Genomic DNA, 17,361 nt, shown 5'->3' with positions numbered 1-17,361 from the left:
GGGCGAGCCGCGCCTGCCCGACGGGGTGGCGCTGCGTGCGTTCCGGCCGGGGGCCGACGACGCGGCCTGGCTGGCCCTGAACGCGCGGGCCTTCGCCGAGCATCCCGAGCAGGGGCGGTGGACCTCGGACGACCTGCGGGTCCGCCTCGCCGAGCCGTGGTTCGACCCGGCCGGCTTCCTGCTCGCCGAGGAGACCTCGACCGGCCGGCTGCTCGGCTTCCACTGGACGAAGGTGCACGAGCGGCCCGGGTCGGCCCGCATCGGCGAGGTGTACGTGCTCGGCGTGGAGCCGACCGCGCACGGGGGCGGGCTCGGTCGGGCGCTGACCACCGCGGGGCTCGCGTACCTGCGGGACAAGCGGGGGCTCGACCGGGTGATGCTCTTCGTGGACGACTCGAACACCGGGGCGGTCGCGCTCTACGAGCGGTTGGGCTTCGCCCGCTGGTCCGCACACATCAACTACCACCTGGGCTGACCGTCGGACGCCGCCCCGACCGAGTCACCGGCGGGTAACGGCCGAGCATCGGCGGGATAACGCCGAACCGGAAATATACCCATACTTCCGACAGGTGTACCCGAGTTCACTTAACGGACAACTCACCCTCAGCAAGCGGTCACCTCGGGGGCCGTACGTGTTCACCTTGCGTTCACTTGTGACCGGCGAACCGGCTACCTGGCACTTCTAACTTTCGTGTCAGCCGGTCAGTGCCGGTCCTCGGGCCCCGGCATCGGGGCACCAAGTCAGACGCGAAGGGAAACCCCTCAGGTGAAGCTCCAGCGGTACGGCACTATTGCCTGCCTCGCTCTTGCCGCGACGCTCGGCCTCAGTGCATGCGGCTCGGACAACAACGAGCCCACTTCCGGCGCCAGCGCCTCGGGCTCCGCCGCCGCGGTCGACTGCGGTACCGGCACGGTCAACGCCCAGGGCTCGTCGGCACAGAAGAACGCCATGGCCGAGTGGATCAAGGCGTACCAGCAGAAGTGCGCTGGCACCACGATCAACTACGAGGCTTCCGGCTCGGGCGCCGGCATCCAGGCGTTCATCGCCGGCACCGCCGACTTCGCCGGCTCCGACTCCGCGCTCAAGCCGGAGGAGCAGCCGCAGGCCGACGCCAAGTGCGCCGGCGGCAAGGCCATCCACCTGCCGATGGTGATCGGCCCGGTGGCCGTCGCCTACAACGTCAGCGGCGTGGACAACCTCCAGCTCAAGCCGGCCACCCTGGCGAAGATCTTCGCCGGCAAGGTCACCAAGTGGGACGACGCGGCGATCAAGGCCGACAACCCGGACGCCAAGCTCCCGGCGACCGCCATTCAGACCGTCCACCGCTCGGACGAGTCGGGCACCACCGACAACTTCACCAAGTTCCTCTCGAAGACCTCCGAGGCGGACTGGACGCTGGGCAACGCCAAGGCCTGGAAGGCCCCGGGCGGCACCGGCGCCAAGGGCTCGGACGGCGTGGCCAGCCGGGTCAAGGGCGCCGACGGCTCCATCGGCTACATGGAGTGGTCGTTCGCCGAGAACGCCGGCCTGAAGATGGCCAAGATCGGCAACGGCAACGGCGAGTTCGCCGCGCTGACCGCCGAGGCCGCTGGCAAGACCATCGCCGGCGCCAAGATCGATGGCCAGGGCGACGACCTCAAGCTGTCGATCGACTACAACACCAAGGAGGCCGGGGCCTACCCGATCGTCCTGGCGACGTACGAGATCGTCTGCAGCAAGGGCCTCGCGGCCGACAAGCTCAAGCTGGTCAAGGGTCTGCTGGGCTACGCCGCCAGCGCCGAGGGCCAGAACTCGCTGACCGACCTCGGCTACGCCCCGCTGCCGGAGACGGTCCGCACCAAGGTCGAGACCGCGGTCAAGAACCTCTCCTGACCCGACCCCACCACCTCCGCAACCGAATCGAGCGAGCAGATGGGTGAAACCCCTCACCGCTCGGCCGACGCCGGCACCGGCGGGACGCGCGTGACCCAGAGTCACGAGTGGCCCGCCGGTGCCTCGGCGCGTGTGGCCGAGGCACCAGTCAGCACCCGTTCCCCGGGCGGCACCGGGCTGGGCGGCGGTGGCGGCGCGTTGCCGCGCAGCCGCAAGTTCGGCGCCGAGCGGGCCTTCCGCGGTCTCACACTGGCCGCCGGCACCGCCGTTCTGGTCATCATCGCCGCCATCGCGATCTTCCTGATCGCCAAGGCGGTGCCGGCCCTGCGCGCCAACACCGAGAACTTCTGGACCTACGAGGGCTGGTCCCCCAACGAGCCGCAGCCCAAGTTCGGCATCGGCACGCTCGCCTTCGGTACGGTGCTCAGCTCGGCGCTGGCGCTGCTGATCGCGGTGCCGGTGGCGTTGGGCATCGCGCTCTACCTCTCGCACTACGCGCCGCGCCGGCTGGGCACCGCACTCGGCTTCCTGGTCGACCTGCTGGCCGCCGTGCCGAGCGTGGTCTTCGGCCTGTGGGGGCGGGACGTCTTCAGCAACCCGGTCCGGGACTTCTCGGTCTGGCTGAACGAGCACTTCGGCTGGATCCCGCTCTTCGGCGGTGACGGCCCGTTCGGCGCCTCGATCATGCTGGGTGCCCTGGTCCTCGCGATCATGGTGTTGCCGATCATCACCTCGCTCTCCCGCGAGGTGTTCCTCCAGACGCCGACCGCGAACGAGGAGGCCGCCCTCGCGCTGGGCGCCACCCGCTGGGAGATGCTCCGCACCGCGGTGCTCCCCTACGGTCGCCCCGGCATCATCGCCGCGGTGATGCTCGGTCTGGGTCGGGCGCTCGGCGAGACCATCGCCCTGGCGCTGACCCTCGGCATCACCTTCGGCATCTCGTTCAACCTGATCCAGAACGGCGGCAACACCATCGCCGCCAACATCGCCAACGCGTTCGGCGAGGCGAACGAGACCGGCCGTGGCGCGCTCATCGCGTCCGGCCTGGTGCTGTTCACCATCACGCTGATCGTCAACATCACGGCGCGGGCGATCATCTACCGCCGCCGGGAGTTCACGGAGTCGGCCGCATGACCACAACCGTCACCTCCCACCGCACCCGCCCGCCGGCCCAACCGGCCTCGCTGCGGGCCCGGCGGCTGCCCCGGTACGCCGCACCGGCCCTCGCCGTGGCGGCCCTGGCGCTCTCCGCCGCGCTGGTCTACGGCACCGGCATCGGCGGCCCGGTCCTCGTCGTCGTCCTCGGCGCGATCCTCTACCTGGTCGGGCTCTTCGTCGCGGCCAACGCGGTCGAGGGCCGCCGGTCGGCCCGTAACCGCACCTGGAGCGCGCTGATCCACTCCGCGTTCGTGCTGGCGGTGCTGCCGCTCGTCTCGGTCGTCTGGACGCTGCTGAGCAAGGGCACCGAGCGGCTGGACGGCACCTTCTTCCAGACCTCGATGAACAACATCGGGGCCCGGGACCCGAACGGCGGCGCGTACCACGCGATCGTCGGCACGCTGGAGCAGGTCGGGATCGCCACCCTGATCACCGTCCCGCTCGGCGTTCTCTGCGCGATCTACATCGTCGAGTACGGGCGGGGCAAGTTCGCCTTCGCGATCCGATTCTTCGTGGACGTGATGACCGGCATCCCGTCGATCGTCTCCGGCCTCTTCGTGCTGGCGTTCTGGGTGCTGGTCGTGTCGCCGTGGTTCAACGACGGCCGGCCGAGCTTCTCCGGCTTCGCCGCCGCGCTCGCGCTGAGCGTGCTCATGCTGCCCACCATCGTCCGGTCCACCGAGGAGATGCTCCGCCTCGTCCCGCCGCCACTGCGCGAGGGCGCGTACGCGCTCGGCATTCCCAAGTGGAAGACCATCCTGCGGGTGGTGGTGCCGACGGCGCTGCCCGGCATCGTCACCGGCGTCATGCTCGCCATCGCCCGCGCGGCCGGCGAGACCGCTCCGGTGCTCCTGGTCGCCGGCGGCGGCGCCGCGATCAACACCAACCCCTTCGAGAACAACCAGTCGTCGCTGTCCCTCTTCGTCTACCAGCAGGCCGGTGACGCGTCGAAGTACGCGCCGGCACGGGCGTGGACCGCGGCACTCACCCTGGTCGCCCTCGTGCTCATCCTGACGATCGCGGCGAAACTGCTGGCCCGTCGCAACAGGCTCAGCCGATGAACCCCGGAGGTACCACCATGGCCAAGCGCGTCTCCGCCTCGAACGTCACCGCCTACTACGGCGGGTTCAAGGCGATCGAGAACATCAACCTGACTGTCGAGCCGAAGACGGTCACCGCTCTCATCGGGCCGTCCGGCTGCGGCAAGTCGACCTTCCTGCGGTCGATCAACCGGATGCACGAGGTGCTGCCGGGGGCCCGGGTCGAGGGCAGCCTGACCATCGACGACCAGGACATCTACGACCGGGACGTGGACGTCACCGCGGTCCGGCGCACCATCGGCATGGTCTTCCAGCGGCCGAACCCGTTCCCCACCATGAGCATCTTCGAGAACGTGGTGGCCGGGCTGAAGCTCAACGGCGTCCGGCGCAAGTCGATCCTGGACGAGGCGGCCGAGAAGGCGCTGCGCTCGGCGAACCTGTGGGACGAGGTCAAGGACCGGCTGGGCAAGCCCGGCGCGGGCCTCTCCGGCGGTCAGCAGCAGCGGCTCTGCATCGCCCGGACCATCGCGGTCGAGCCGCAGGTCGTGTTGATGGACGAGCCCTGCTCGGCCCTGGACCCGATCTCCACGCTGGCCATCGAGGACCTGATGTTCCAGCTCAAGGACAAGTTCACGATCATCATCGTGACGCACAACATGCAGCAGGCCGCCCGTGTGTCGGACCGGACCGCCTTCTTCTCCATCGAGAAGACCGGCGACCCGGGCCGTCTCATCGAGTACGACAACACCCAGAAGATCTTCAGCAACCCGAGCGTCAAGAAGACCGAGGACTACATCACCGGCCGCTTCGGCTGAGCTTCCCCCTTCCCTCCGCGACGCAGGCGGTCCGTCTCCGGACGGACCGCTTCGTCGTTCCCGCGGCCGATGACCGTCGATCCGTGAGCTGCCTACGATCACCGGGTGCGTTCACCCGGCAGGCTCCTGCGCGGATGCCGGCCCGACCAGCGGGTCGCCGTCGGCCTGTTCGTCGTGCTCGCGGCGCTGATCCTGGTCACGCCGAACGGGCCACACCACGTGCTCGGGTACGCCGCCGCCATCGCACTGGCGGCGGTGCAGGCCGGCACCATCGCGGTGCTGCGCCGCCACCCGGAGGCCGCGATGGCGGTGGCCGTCCTCGCCGGGATCGGCATCGAGTCGCTCAGTCCGGCCATCGGCTGGCTCGGTCAGGTCGCCGCGGTGCTCGCCGGGTACGCGCGGCGGAGGCCGCCGTCGCGGTCGCTGTGGGTGCTCGGCCTGCTGGTGGCCGGGACGCCCTGGAAGCTGGCGTACGGCGACTGGCGCAACGTGCTGCTCGCGATCGCCGGCCCGGCGCTCGGCTGGACCCTCGGTGAGCTGGGCCGGACCCGCGCGCTGCGCCGGCAGGACTCCGAGCGGCGCATCGTCACCCAGGAACGCGAACGGATCGCCCGCGAGCTGCACGACGTGCTGGTCCACACGGTGTCGGTGATCGTCGTGCAGGCCGGCGCCGCGCAGGACGTCTTCGACCGTCGACCCGACCTGGCCCGCGCGGCGCTCACCTCGATCGATCTGGCGGCCCGTTCCACCCTGTCCGAGCTGCGGGTGCTGTTGCAGACGATGAGCGCCGACACCGAGCCCGGCTCGGCCACCCCGCAGCCCGGTCTGGCGCAACTGGACACGTTGGCCGCGTCGCTGGGGGCCACCGGGCTGACCGTCGAGCTGGACCGGGAACCGGCCCTGCCACCGTTGCCGGCGGCGGTGGACCTCTCGTCGTACCGGATCGTGCAGGAGTCGCTGACCAACACGCTGCGGCACAGCCAGGCCACCCTGGCCCGGGTGACGGTGCGGTGCTCGCCCCGGTCGGTACGGCTGGAGATCCGCGACGACGGCCCGGCCCGTCCGAGCGGCCGGGTCGACCGTTCCGCGCACCGGGGGATCGTGGGGATGCAGGAACGGGCCCGGCTGCTGGGCGGGACGCTGGACGCTGGGCCAGTGCCGGGTGGCGGCTTTCGGGTACGGGCGGACCTGCCGCTCACCTCGGCATGACGGCGGCCATCCGGGTGTTGATCGCCGACGACCAGGCCCTCGTGCGAGCCGGGTTCGCGATGATCATTGAGAGCCGCGAGGACCTCGAGGTGGTCGGCGAGGCGGGCGACGGCCTGGAGGCCGTGGCTCTGGCCGGGCGCCTGCGACCGGACGTGATCCTGATGGACGTACGGATGCCCCGGCTGGACGGCATCGAGGCGACCCGCCGGCTGGTCGCCGCCGGCCAGGCGGCGAGGATCATCATGCTGACCACGTTCGACCTGGACGAGCCGGTGTTCGCGGCGCTGCGGGCCGGTGCCAGCGGCTTCCTGCTCAAGGACATCCGCCCCGACGAGCTGGCCACGGCGGTACGGGTGGTGGCGCGCGGTGAGGCGCTGCTCGCGCCGACCGTCACCCGGCGGCTGCTCGACCGGTTCGCCAGCGAACTGCCCGGCGGCACTCCCCCGCCGGCGCTCGACGCGCTCAGCGCGCGTGAGATCGAGGTGCTCACGTTGGTCGCGCGGGCGCTCTCCAACGACGAGATCGCGGAGCGCCTGGTCCTCAGCCGGGCCACCGTGAAGACCCACCTGTCGGCGATTCTGCTCAAGCTCGGTCTGCGCGACCGGGTGCAGGCGGCTGTGCTCGCCTACGAGTGCGGCCTGGTCCGGCCGGGCACCGCTCCGCCCCGGGGATGACCGTGAGTCCCGTCCCGGGACCGATTCGAAAGGCCCGCCGAACTGCCTAATCTCCCTCCAAAGAGGAGGGAAGCATGATCCGAACTGTTCTGGCACTGCTGACCGCCGTACCCCTGATCGTCACGCCGGGATCCGCCACCGACCCGCCCACCGACCGGTGCGCGGGGTTGGCCGGGGCGCGGATCCCGCAGGTGTCGGTGACGTCGGCGGAACGGGACACCAACGCCGAGGGCCAGGAATTCTGCATGGTGCAGGGGGTGATCCGGCCGCAGACACGGTTCACCGTCAAGCTCCCCGTCTCCGGATGGACGGGGCAGTACGTGCAGCAGGGCTGTAGCGGGCTCTGCGGCACGGTGCCCGACCTGACCCTGCCGCTCTTCGGGTTCCAGTGCGCGGCCGCGCGGGACGGCAGGCTGGTGCTGGCCTCCGACGACACCGGGCACACCGGCGACCCGCAGACCAGCGAGCCCGCGACGTGGGGCGCCGACCCTCGGACGCGACTGGAGTTCGGGCTGCTGTCCGAGCACCGGCTGCGGCGGGTGGCGGACGCGGTGATGGTCGCGTACTACGGGCACGGGCCGACGTACCGGTACTTCGACGGCTGCTCGACCGGCGGCCGGCAGGGGCTGATGCTGGCGCAGCGGTTCCCGTCCGACTTCGACGGCATCCTGGCCGGCGCACCGGTGCACAACCTGGCGCCGCTGGCGCTGCTCAACGCCTGGGTGGTGCTGCGCAACACCGACGCGTCGGGCCGGCAGATCCTCGGCCCGGAGAAGATTCCCGCGCTGCACGAGGCGGTTGTGCAGAAGTGCGGCGCGGTCATCGAGGATCCGCGGCGGTGCGGGTTCCAGCCGTCGTCGCTGCGCTGCCCGCGTGGCACGGACCGACCCGACTGCCTAACGCCCGCCCAGGTGGCGGCCGTTGTGGCGTTCTACCGGGGCCCGAACGGGCTCTACCCCGGAGGCATGCCGTACGGATCGGAGCTGGGCTGGATCGACGAGTTCGTGGTGCGCTCCGGCTCCCCGGTGGACGGCAACACCGGGAGGATCGCGCTCAACTACCTGAAGTACCTCGCGTACCCGCAGAGCCCGCCGGCCGACTTCCAACTGAACGACGTGCGGTTCACCCGGGCGACGTTCGACCGGCTGAACGTGCTGGGCGACGCCATCTACAACGCCACCGACGCGGACCTGTCCGAGTTCCGCGACCAGGGCGGCAAGCTGATCCTCTACCACGGCTGGGCGGACCCTTCCGTCCCCCCGTTCTCGACGGTCGACTACTACGCGGCCGTGCAGCGTCGCGGCGGCAGCGAGGCGTTCACACGGCTGTACATGGTTCCCGCCGGCTACCACTGCCTGTTCGGGCCGGAGCCGACCGAGCACCCGTCGGAGGTCGGCATCCCGGAGTTCCTCCAGCCGCTGATGGACTGGGTCGAGCGCGACGTCGCGCCGGGCGACATCGACGTCCTCACCTACGCGCCCAATGCGGAGCCGGACCAGCAGTTCGTCCGCTTCCTCACGGTGGCGCCGTTCGACGCGCTGGCACCGGCGCACGCCGCCCCGGGCAGCCTCAACGCCAACTACCGCTACGTCGGGCACTACTGACGGGCCGCCGGTCCGCCGTACCCCCCAGGGATACGGCGGGCCGCCGGCTGGGGTCAGCCGAGCACGAAGCGGGGCTCGCCGTCGGCCGGGAGGTCCAGGCGCGGAGTGATGGGCGTGGCGGCGTCCCGGTCGGCCGCCGCCCGCGCCACGCCGGCCAGGTCGCCGGCAGCCGCCACCTGGGCCAGCGTGACCAGGGTCGGCGGCAGCATGGTCAGCTCGCCCGCCTCGGCGCGGGCCAGCGCGTCCGCCGGGCGGATCCAGAGGGTGTGGTCGGCCTCGCCGGAGACGTCGCGGGTCCGCTGCCCCGCCGGCAACAGAGCGACGAAGAAGTACGTGTCGAAGCGGCGCGGTTCGAACTCCGGGGTGATCCAGCGGCTCCACGGCAGCAGCAGATCCGACCGCAGCGTGAGGTGACGGTCGGCGAGCAGCGCCGCGAAGCCCAGCCGACGCCCCTCCAGGTCCTGCCGGGCCGACTCCCAGTCGTCACCGCTGACGTCGCCCACCACCGTCGCCGGATCGGGCCCGGCGAGCAGCACGCCGGCCTCCTCGAAGACCTCCCGGGCGGCGGCGCAGACCACCGCCTGGGCGGCGTCCGGGGCCACCCCGAGCCGCCCTGCCCACTCGGCCGGCGCCGGGCCGGCCCAGTCGAGGTGCGCCGCCGAGTCGGAGCGGTCCACCCCGCCGCCGGGGAAGGCGTACATCCCGCCGAAGGTCATCGCGGCGACGCGGCGGATGACGTACACCTCGAAGTCGGTGTCGGTCGGACGCAGCAGCAGCACGGTGGCCGCGACGCGCGGCGTCGCCGGGGTACCGCCCTCGGCCTGGAACCGGCGGGCGTGCTCGACCAGGGCGGCGGGCGCGGCGAAGCCGTCGCTGTCGATCGTCATGGCGCGAGCCTAGTTCCCCGGCCCGCCGCCACCGGCCGGCGTGCGCCGGTGGGCTCCGCTCGACCGCCGACCACCCACGCGCCTCCTTTGCTCGAACGAGGTGGGCGGCCTGCGAGGTATGTCGTCGCGGTGAGGAGCACCGAGGTCTCGACGGATGAGCTGGGCGGCGGCCGGGCAGGGGGCGGTTCACCCGGTTCGGCTAGCGTTTCCGGCATGACTCGTTGGGGCATCCTGGCCACCGGCCACATCGCCAGCCGTTTCGCCGAAGACCTCCGGCTGGTGCCGGACGCCGAACTGGTCGCGGTCGGCTCCCGCTCCGCCGACAGCGCGCAGCGGTTCGCCGACACGTACGACGCGAAGCGCGCGTACGGCTCCTGGGTGGAGCTGGCCGCCGATCCGGAGGTCGACGTGATCTACGTGGCGACCCCGCACGCGGCGCACCACGAGGCGGCGCTGACCTGCCTGACCGCTGGCCGGGCGGTGCTGCTGGAGAAGCCGTTCACCCTCGACCTGGCCACCAGCACCGAGCTGGTGGACACGGCCCGCGCCGCCGGGGTCTTCCTGATGGAGGCCATGTGGATGAGGACGAACCCGCTCATCCTTCGCGCGGTCCAGCTGATCGCCGAGGGTGCCATCGGCACGGTCAGCAATGTCCGGGCCGACTTCGGGGTGGCCGGACCGTTCCCGCCGGAGCACCGGATGCGCAACCCGGCGCTGGGCGGGGGCGCGCTGCTCGACCTGGGGATCTACCCGATCAGCCTGGCGCACCTGCTGCTCGGCGTGCCGCAGCACATCCGCTCCTGGGCGCACCTGGGCCCGGAGGGGACCGATGAGAACACCGGCATCCTGTTCGGGTACGACAGCGGGGCGGTGGCCACGCTGAGCTGCGGCATGGTCGGGGCGAGCTCGTTGGCCGCCTCGATCACCGGCAGCACGGGCCGCATCGACCTGCCGGAGCCGTTCTTCCGGCCGGCTTCGCTGACCCTGCACCGGGACGGCTTCGCGCCCGAGACGATCTCCGCCGAGGAGGCCGGCAACGGCTACCAGTACGAGGCGATCGAGGTGCAGCGCTGCCTGGCCGCCGGGCTGACCGAGAGCCCGCTGGTGCCGCACACCACGACGCTTGAGGTGATGACCCTGCTGGACACGATCCGCGAGCAGATCGGCGTCCGCTACGAGTGACACGAACGGCCCCGGTCGCGGTGACCGGGGCCGTTCCACGTGCTGGGTCCGGTCAGCCGAAGAGCGGCCGGACCAGCAGGTAGGCGACGCAGGCGATCAGCGCGGCCGCCGGGAACGTGATGATCCAGGCGATCACGATGTTGCCGGCGACGTTCCAGCGGACCGCGGAGAGCCGCTTGGTCGCGCCCACACCCATGATCGCCGAGGTGATCGTGTGGGTCGTGGAGATCGGCGCCTTCAGCACCAGGGCGTTGAAGTAGAGCACCGCGCTGGCCACCGTCTCGGCGGCGAAGCCCTCCGGCGGCCCGAGGTCAATGATCTTGCGGCCGAGGGTGCGGATGATCCGCCAACCACCGGCGTACGTGCCGAGGGCCAGCATGGTGGCCGAGGTCCAGAAGACCCAGCCCGGGATGTGCGTCTTGCTCTCCTGGAAACCGCCGGTGTAGAGCGCCAGCACCACGATGCCCATCGTCTTGGCGGCGTCCTGCATGCCGTGGCCGACCGACATGGCGGCGGCGGACACGGTCTGCGCGTGGCGGAAACCCCGGTTGAGCCTTCCCGGCTGACCCTTGCGGAACAGCCAGAGGATCGCCAGCATCAGCAGGTAACCGAGGGTGAGGCCAACGATCGGCGAGAGCACCATCGGCAGGATGACCTTCTCGCCGATGTTGCCCCACTGCACGATGCCGCCGCTGGACAGCAGGGTCGCGCCGACCAGGCCGCCGAAGAGCGCGTGCGAGGACGACGACGGCAGGCCGAAGTACCAGGTGATCAGGTTCCAGGCGATGGCACCCAGTACCCCGGCGAAGACCACCCCGAGGCTGCTCACCCCCGTGGGGAGGGTGACCAGGCCGTCGCCGACGGTCTTGGCGACCCCGGCGCCGAAGTGGGCACCGATGAAGTTGCCGACCGCGGCGAGGCCGAGGGCGATCCGGGGTGTCAGCGCGCGGGTGGAGACGCTTGTCGCGATCGCGTTGGCGGCGTCGTGGAAGCCGTTGGTGTAGTCGAACGCCAGGGCCACCGCGATCACCGCCAGGACGGCGATGAGTTCGGGAGTCACCGGTTCAGGACTCCTTGACCGCGATGGTCTCGACCGTGTTGGCCACGTGCTCGAAGGCGTCGCAGGCGGCTTCCAACTCGTCGGCGACCTCCTTCATCTTCAGCACCGTCAACGCGTCGTACTCACCCGAGAAGAGCCGGACGAGCAGTTGCCGGTTGATCCGGTCGCCCTCGTTCTCCAGCCGGTTGCACTCGATCCAGTAGTCCTCGAGATCCTTCATCGACTGCAGCCGGGGCATCGCCTCGGCGGTCAGCTTGGCCTGCTGGTCGAGCACGTTGACCATCTCGTGCAGCTCCCGGGGCAGCGCCGGCAGCTCGGTCAGCCCGTACAGGTACAGCAGGTCGCCGACCGCCTCCAGGTGGTCCATCACGTCGTCGAGCAGCGAGCCGAGCCGGTAGATGTCCTCCCGGTCGAACGGCGTGATGAAGGTCGAGTTGATCTTCTTGTAGAGATCATGCGTGATCTGGTCGCTGTCGTGCTCGACCTCGGTCAGCCGCTCGCTGACCGACTGCACGTCGACACCGGGCAGAGCCAGCTCGTTCAACAGCGCGGTGCCCCGGACCAGGTTCTGCGCGGCCCTGGTGAAGAGCTCGTAGAAGGCGCCCTCGGTGGGGCGGAAGGAAAACTTCACAGCACAGACCTCGTCGCGTCGGTGGAAGGGTGGCGGCGTCCGTCGGCGTCCGCTCGGTGAATGCTAGGAAACGCCAGAACTGCAAATTCGTCGGCCCACCCCTGGCCAGGCCACATTCACCGCTCGTTCACCTGCTGTTCATCTCGGGCGTCCCAACCGTCCCCGCTCCCCCAGCGGCCAACCGCTCACGCTCGCGCGCCACGTCGAAATCGGCAGGCGGATACCCCAGATCGAGCGTGTCGAACGTCTCCCGCAGCAGGTGTGCCACGGCCCAGTCCCGGTACCACTTGCGGTCCGCCGGCACCACGAACCACGGCGCGGCGTCCGTGCCGCACCGGCTCAGCGCCTCGGCGTACGCGGCCTGGTAGTCGTCCCACTGCGCCCGGGAGTCGACGTCCGACGGGTTGTACTTCCAGTGCTTGTGCGGATCTGTGAGCCGTTCCAGCAGTCGCTCGCCCTGCTCGGCGTACGAGATGTGCAGCATCACCTTCACGACGGTCACCCCGTCGTCGACCAACTCCCGCTCGAAGGAGTTGATCTGGTCGTAGCGGGCCCGCCAGATCGCCTCCGGCACCAACGACCCGACCCGGGCGATCAACACGTCCTCGTAGTGTGAGCGGTTGAACATCCCCACGTACCCGGGCGGAGGCAGCTCCCGGCGGATCCGCCACAGAAAGTCGTGCCGCAGCTCCTGCGGGGTCGGCGGACCGAACGACCGGATGTGCAGGCCGAGGGGGTTCATCGCGCCGGCCACCCGCTTGATCGTGCCGTCCTTGCCACCGCAGTCCATCGCCTGGAGCACCAGCAGCACCCGGCGCGCCGGGTGCTCCGAGCCGGCCTTGGCCATCGCGAAGAGCATCTCCTGCTGCCGGCCCAGCTCCTCGCCGACCAGCGCCACCTGCGCACGGGCCCAGGTCTTGCGGTGTTCGCCGACCACCTCGGCCGGCGGCAGGCCGGGCGTGGACCGGGGATCGATCGCGGCGAGATCCACCGGCGCGGTGACCCGCAACAGGTCCCGCACGGGCCCGCCGTCCGGCGCCACGACCCGCTCGCTCTGCCCTTGCCGGGGTTCGCTCATCCTCGGATCATCGCCCAACCGCCGGCCATCCGCGCGCCGAGGCCCACCGGCCCACCGAGGCCCAGCCAGGGCCCACCAGGCCCACCGAGGCCCGCCGTCACGTCCGGGGCCGCCGGCGCGTCCGGTTGGTTGGAGGATGTGCGCCAGGGGGACGTGGCGCTCGGGGGAGGGTGGTGGGTCGTGCGAGACCTGGCGACGGAGTTCGAGGCCGAGCGGGGTCGGCTGCTCGCGGTGGCCCACCGGATGTTGGGCAGCCGCAGCGAGGCCGAGGACGCGGTGCAGGAGACCTGGCTGCGTTACGCCGGGGCGCTCGCCGACCCGGCCGCCCGCGCCGAGATCCGCGATCTCTCCGCGTGGTTGACCACCACCTGCGCCCGGATCTGCCTGGACGTGCTGCGCTCGGCGCGGGTCCGCCGCGAGGCGTACCCCGGGCAGTGGCTCCCGGAACCGGTCGTGAGCCCGCTGCACGGCGGCGAAGCCAGCGGTGGGTACGCCCCCGACCCCGCCGAACGCGCGGTCCGCACCGACCAGGTCGGCACGGCGCTGCGGGTGCTGCTGGAACGGCTCGCGCCCGAGCAGCGGCTCGCGTTCGTGCTGCACGACGTGTTCGCGGTGCCGTTCGCCCGGGTGGCGGACGTCCTCGGCACCAGCGAGGTGGCCGCCCGGCAGCTCGCCTCCCGGGCCCGCAGGGCCGTCGCCGCACCGGACGCGCCCCGGCACGCCGCTGACCCGGCCGAGCAGCGGCGCGTCCTCGCGGCGTTCGTGGCCGCCACCGAGTCCGGCGAGCTGGATCCGCTGCTGCGGGTGCTCGCGCCGGACGTGGTCCTGATCGGCGACTCGGGCGGGCACTTCCCGACGGCCCGCCGGCCGGTGGTCGGCGCGGACACGGTGGGCCGCTTCACGCTCGGCCTGTTCGGCCGGACCGGGCGGTACGCGCGACGGATGCGGGCCCGCCCGGTGCTTGTCGACGGCGTCCTCGGCCTGCAGGTGGAGACGGCGCACAGCGACGGGCGACCGATCCGGGTGGTCACCGCGTTCTCGGTCGACGGCGGCCGGATCACCGGCATCTTCAACCAGCTCAACCCGGAGAAGCTGGCCGACCTGCCGCCGCTGGGCGACGACGACCGGTGGCCGCCGCGCTGGTGAGCCCGCGCCGGCTCAGACCACCAGCGCCAACCATTTGCGGTACGACGTGGCGAACGGCTCGGTGCCGTCGCCGAGGGCGCCGTACAGCCACTGGGCCGCCGCCTCGGCCTCGACCACCACGTCCTGCGGGTAGCCGAAACGGGCCCGGTGCTCGGCGAACTCGTCCTCGTCGAGCAGTTCCACCAGGCCGGTGGCCCGCCGCCGGACCACGTCCAGGTCGAGGTCGATCAGGTGAACGGTGTCGTCGGACTCCCAGCGGGCCGGGGTGGCGATGTCGCAGTAGACCTCGCTGGTCCGTGGCGGCGGGTTGAACATCCCCGTCCACCACGCGTGGTGCGGCACCAGCAGGACGAAGGGGATCTTCTCCACCGACGGCCGGCCGTGGTAGACCGACTCGGTGCCGAAGGGGACGCCGAGCCAGACGCCGAGATCGTCCTCCGCGAGGCGACGGGCCGGGTAGTCACGGTGCGCGCTGCCGTCGTACTTGCGGTAGATCACTCGGACCACGTCGCTCGGCATGATTCGCACCCTAACCGATACTGCCCACGCGTCGTAGCACGGCCGTAACCGGACGGGGTGGACCAGCGAGGTCGATGGGTGGTCCGCGCCACGCGGGCGGATGGGCACGGACGCTGTCGGCGGCGGCGGGTACCGTCGCACGGTGACTCCGCCCCGCACCGCCACCGGTTCCGCCACCCCGTCGGCCCGCGGTGGAAGCCGGCGGCGGGGTGCCCGGCCCAGCGGCACGGAGCTGCTCGCGGCCGCGGTCGGCGCGGTCCCCGGCGGCACGGCGCGGCCCGGCCAGCAGCAGATGACGACCGCCATCGAGGAGTGCGTGACCAGCGGCGAGCACCTGCTCGTGCAGGCGGGCACCGGCACCGGCAAGTCGCTGGCGTACCTCGCGCCGGCTCTCACCGTGGACGGCCCGGTGGTGGTCTCCACGGCCACCCTGGCGTTGCAGTCCCAGCTCGTCGACCACGACCTGCCCCGGCTGGCCGACGCCGTCGAGCCGCTGCTCGGCCGCCGGCCCACGTTCGCGGTGCTCAAGGGCCGGCACCACTACCTCTGCCTGGCCCGGCTGGACAACTCCACCGAGGACGAGCCGGAGGACACCCTCTTCGACGCCCCGGCCGCCCGCCCCGGCGGCGGCACGAAGTGGCTCGGCGAGGCGGGCCGGCTGGGCAAGCAGATCGAGCGGCTGCGCGACTGGGCCGAGAAGACCGACACCGGCGACCGCGACGAGCTGGACCCGGGCGTCGACGACCAGGCCTGGCGGCTGGTCTCGATGCCGTCGCGGGAGTGCGTCGGCGCGGCCCGCTGCCCGTTCGGCGCGGAGTGCTTCGCCGAGGCGTCCCGGGCCCGCGCTCGCGAGGCCGACATCGTGGTGACCAACCACAGCCTCCTGGCGGTCGACATGCTGGCCGACTGGCACATCGTCCCGCCGCACAAGCTGCTCATCGTCGACGAGGCACACGAGCTGGCCGACCGGGTCTCCTCGGCCGCCCAGGCCGAGCTGGTGCCGGAGCTGATCGACCGGACCACCCGGCGGGCCCGTACGCTGCTGCGGCCGGAGACCGCCGATGCGCTCACCGCCGCCGGTGACGCCCTCGCCGTCGGGCTGGCCGAGGCCCCGGCCGGTCGACTCACCGCCGGCCTGCCGACGCCACTGCGCGAGGCGTGCACGCTGCTCGACGCGGCCACCCGCGCCGCCCTGGACGCGATCGGCGAGATCAAGTCAGATGATCCCGACCCGGTCCGCAAGCAGCAGGCCAAGGCCGCCCTGGACGACCTCTCCACCACCGCCCAGCGGCTCCTCGAAGAGGCCGACCACGACGTGGCCTGGGTGGAGAAGAACGACAGCGGCAGCCGACGGGCCCTCGTGGTCGCACCCCTGTCGGTGGCCGGGACCCTCGCCACCCACCTGTACGACGAACGCACCGTCGTGGCCACCTCGGCCACCCTGGCGCTCGGCGGCCGGTTCGACACGGTGGCCCGCGCCCTCGGGCTGGACGCGCCGCCACCCGCACCACCGTCCCCGGCCGCTGCCGCGCAGGCCGCCCGCACCGCCCCGGGCCGCCCGGTCGCCGAGGCGCCCGGCCGTCGGCTCGCGGGCGACACCAACCCGGGGTCCGTCGTGCCGGCGACCGAGGGGCCGGGTTGGCGCTCCCTGGACGTGGGCTCGCCGTTCGACTACGCCCGGCAGGGCATCCTGTACGTCGCCGCGCACCTGCCCCGGCCCAGCGTCTCCGGGCTGCCCGACGCGGCCGGGGAGGAGCTGCTCGGGCTCGTCGAGGCGCTCGGTGGTCGTACTCTCGGGCTCTTCTCCTCGCGGCGGGCCGCGACGCAGGCGGCGGAGCTGCTGCGCGCGCGGACCGACCTGCCGGTGTTGTTGCAGGGCGAGGAGGCGCTGCCGCTGCTGGTCCGCCGTTTCCGCGAGGAGCGGTCCAGCTGCCTGTTCGGGGTGATGTCGCTCTGGCAGGGGGTGGACGTGCCGGGCGACGCCTGCCAGCTCGTGGTCATCGACCGGCTGCCCTTCCCGCGGCCCGACGAACCCCTCGCGGCGGCCCGCGCCGCTGCCGTGGACGCGGGCGGCGGCTCCGGCTTCGCCGCGGTCAGCGTGCCGATCGCGGCCGTCCGGCTGGCGCAGGGAGTGGGCCGACTGATCCGGGCCACCGGCGACAAGGGAGTCGTCGCGGTGCTCGATTCGCGCCTGGAGACGGCGCGGGGCTACGGGCCGTTCCTGCGCCGCTCGCTGCCCCCGTTCTGGTACACGACCCGCCCCGAGGTAGCCCGCGGCGCCCTGCAACGCCTCGCCACCACCTGACCCGCGCCCCGCGCCCCGCGTTCAAGGTCGTGCAATAACAAGGATGTAGTGGCATCCCCGGCCGGGGATGCCACTACATCAACGACAACGCCGTTGCGTTTAGCGCCGTGAGCGGGAGGCAAGTCCTTTCTCGAAGAGTGTGATTTCGGCGTGGAAGCTGTAGGTCTGTGTGGTTGTTGG

16 protein-coding genes are annotated in these 17,361 nt (G+C 71.8%); 11 read left to right on the top strand and 5 right to left on the bottom strand.

Features of this window, described 5'->3' with window-relative positions:
- The 8 genes from mshD to ABZU46_RS25385 form a co-directional block, all read left to right on the top strand.
- Positions 1-475 (top strand): mycothiol synthase (mshD, locus tag ABZU46_RS25420; RefSeq protein WP_354861657.1); only part of this gene is annotated, 475 nt, incomplete at its 5' end.
- Between the two features lie 291 nt (positions 476-766).
- Positions 767-1,873, top strand: a complete 1,107-nt coding sequence (gene pstS / locus ABZU46_RS25415) for a phosphate ABC transporter substrate-binding protein PstS (RefSeq protein ID WP_354861655.1) — start codon at positions 767-769, stop codon at positions 1,871-1,873.
- A 39-nt stretch (positions 1,874-1,912) separates the two neighbouring features.
- Positions 1,913-3,007 (top strand): phosphate ABC transporter permease subunit PstC, encoded by a 1,095-nt coding sequence (gene pstC, locus ABZU46_RS25410; RefSeq protein WP_354861653.1) that lies wholly within the window; start codon positions 1,913-1,915, stop codon positions 3,005-3,007.
- On the top strand, positions 3,004-4,092 hold the full coding sequence (gene pstA, locus ABZU46_RS25405) for a phosphate ABC transporter permease PstA (protein WP_354861651.1): 1,089 nt from the start codon (positions 3,004-3,006) through the stop codon (positions 4,090-4,092). The genes pstC and pstA overlap by 4 nt, the downstream gene beginning before the upstream one ends.
- A gap of 17 nt (positions 4,093-4,109) precedes the next feature.
- The gene (gene pstB / locus ABZU46_RS25400; RefSeq protein WP_354861658.1) at positions 4,110-4,886 is read left to right on the top strand and encodes a phosphate ABC transporter ATP-binding protein PstB; all 777 of its coding nucleotides are present in this window, start codon (positions 4,110-4,112) and stop codon (positions 4,884-4,886) included.
- 105 nt (positions 4,887-4,991) lie between these two features.
- Positions 4,992-6,095, top strand: a complete 1,104-nt coding sequence (locus tag ABZU46_RS25395; RefSeq protein ID WP_354861650.1) for a sensor histidine kinase — start codon at positions 4,992-4,994, stop codon at positions 6,093-6,095.
- The gene (locus ABZU46_RS25390; RefSeq protein ID WP_354861648.1) at positions 6,092-6,769 is read left to right on the top strand and encodes a response regulator transcription factor; all 678 of its coding nucleotides are present in this window, start codon (positions 6,092-6,094) and stop codon (positions 6,767-6,769) included. Before ABZU46_RS25395 ends, ABZU46_RS25390 begins: the two co-directional genes overlap by 4 nt.
- Positions 6,770-6,843: 74 nt before the next feature.
- Positions 6,844-8,373 (top strand): tannase/feruloyl esterase family alpha/beta hydrolase, encoded by a 1,530-nt coding sequence (locus ABZU46_RS25385; protein ID WP_354861646.1) that lies wholly within the window; start codon positions 6,844-6,846, stop codon positions 8,371-8,373.
- 53 nt (positions 8,374-8,426) lie between these two features.
- Here ABZU46_RS25385 and ABZU46_RS25380 read toward each other — a convergent pair whose 3' ends face one another.
- Positions 8,427-9,260: an NUDIX hydrolase gene (locus ABZU46_RS25380; protein ID WP_354861645.1), complete on the bottom strand. Its 834-nt coding sequence runs from the start codon at positions 9,258-9,260 to the stop codon at positions 8,427-8,429.
- Between the two features lie 213 nt (positions 9,261-9,473).
- Between ABZU46_RS25380 and ABZU46_RS25375 the strand changes: the two genes are divergently transcribed.
- Positions 9,474-10,442: a Gfo/Idh/MocA family oxidoreductase gene (locus ABZU46_RS25375; protein WP_354861643.1), complete on the top strand. Its 969-nt coding sequence runs from the start codon at positions 9,474-9,476 to the stop codon at positions 10,440-10,442.
- 52 nt (positions 10,443-10,494) lie between these two features.
- Here the strand turns inward: ABZU46_RS25375 and ABZU46_RS25370 are convergent, their stop codons facing one another.
- The 3 genes from ABZU46_RS25370 to ABZU46_RS25360 form a co-directional block, all read right to left on the bottom strand.
- The gene (locus ABZU46_RS25370; protein ID WP_354861642.1) at positions 10,495-11,502 is read right to left on the bottom strand and encodes an inorganic phosphate transporter; all 1,008 of its coding nucleotides are present in this window, start codon (positions 11,500-11,502) and stop codon (positions 10,495-10,497) included.
- A 4-nt stretch (positions 11,503-11,506) separates the two neighbouring features.
- Positions 11,507-12,133: a DUF47 family protein gene (locus ABZU46_RS25365; RefSeq protein WP_007465788.1), complete on the bottom strand. Its 627-nt coding sequence runs from the start codon at positions 12,131-12,133 to the stop codon at positions 11,507-11,509.
- Positions 12,134-12,260: 127 nt separating this feature from the next.
- A complete protein-coding gene (locus ABZU46_RS25360; protein WP_354861640.1) occupies positions 12,261-13,211 on the bottom strand; it encodes a PPK2 family polyphosphate kinase in 951 nt (316 codons plus the stop codon).
- 180 nt (positions 13,212-13,391) lie between these two features.
- Between ABZU46_RS25360 and sigJ the strand changes: the two genes are divergently transcribed.
- The gene (gene sigJ / locus ABZU46_RS25355; RefSeq protein WP_354861639.1) at positions 13,392-14,357 is read left to right on the top strand and encodes an RNA polymerase sigma factor SigJ; all 966 of its coding nucleotides are present in this window, start codon (positions 13,392-13,394) and stop codon (positions 14,355-14,357) included.
- A 12-nt stretch (positions 14,358-14,369) separates the two neighbouring features.
- On the opposite strand, the gene ABZU46_RS25350 is transcribed toward sigJ, so the two are convergent.
- A complete protein-coding gene (locus tag ABZU46_RS25350) occupies positions 14,370-14,876 on the bottom strand; it encodes a DUF402 domain-containing protein (RefSeq protein ID WP_354861637.1) in 507 nt (168 codons plus the stop codon).
- 100 nt (positions 14,877-14,976) lie between these two features.
- On the opposite strand from ABZU46_RS25350, the gene ABZU46_RS25345 reads away from it, so the two are divergent.
- Entirely contained in the window at positions 14,977-17,181 is a 2,205-nt protein-coding gene (locus tag ABZU46_RS25345) for an ATP-dependent DNA helicase (protein ID WP_354861635.1), read from the top strand.
- Positions 17,182-17,361 lie beyond the last annotated feature (180 nt).

It is taken from the genome of Micromonospora sp. NPDC005197 (assembly GCF_040608295.1).
Taxonomy (GTDB): Bacteria; Actinomycetota; Actinomycetes; order Mycobacteriales; family Micromonosporaceae; genus Micromonospora.
This window is presented reverse-complemented; position numbering and strand designations above follow the sequence as displayed.

Excerpts from the sequence above, each read along its gene's own strand:
- ABZU46_RS25345 (WP_354861635.1), top strand. The coding sequence starts at position 14,977 with ATGGGCACGGACGCTGTCGGCGGCGGCGGGTACCGTCGCACGGTGACT.
- ABZU46_RS25380 (WP_354861645.1), bottom strand. The coding sequence starts at position 9,260 with ATGACGATCGACAGCGACGGCTTCGCCGCGCCCGCCGCCCTGGTCGAG.
- pstA (WP_354861651.1), top strand. The coding sequence starts at position 3,004 with ATGACCACAACCGTCACCTCCCACCGCACCCGCCCGCCGGCCCAACCG.
- ABZU46_RS25385 (WP_354861646.1), top strand. The coding sequence starts at position 6,844 with ATGATCCGAACTGTTCTGGCACTGCTGACCGCCGTACCCCTGATCGTC.
- pstB (WP_354861658.1), top strand. The coding sequence starts at position 4,110 with ATGGCCAAGCGCGTCTCCGCCTCGAACGTCACCGCCTACTACGGCGGG.
- ABZU46_RS25375 (WP_354861643.1), top strand. The coding sequence starts at position 9,474 with ATGACTCGTTGGGGCATCCTGGCCACCGGCCACATCGCCAGCCGTTTC.
- ABZU46_RS25350 (WP_354861637.1), bottom strand. The coding sequence starts at position 14,876 with ATGCCGAGCGACGTGGTCCGAGTGATCTACCGCAAGTACGACGGCAGC.
- ABZU46_RS25390 (WP_354861648.1), top strand. The coding sequence starts at position 6,092 with ATGACGGCGGCCATCCGGGTGTTGATCGCCGACGACCAGGCCCTCGTG.
- pstC (WP_354861653.1), top strand. The coding sequence starts at position 1,913 with ATGGGTGAAACCCCTCACCGCTCGGCCGACGCCGGCACCGGCGGGACG.
- ABZU46_RS25360 (WP_354861640.1), bottom strand. The coding sequence starts at position 13,211 with ATGAGCGAACCCCGGCAAGGGCAGAGCGAGCGGGTCGTGGCGCCGGAC.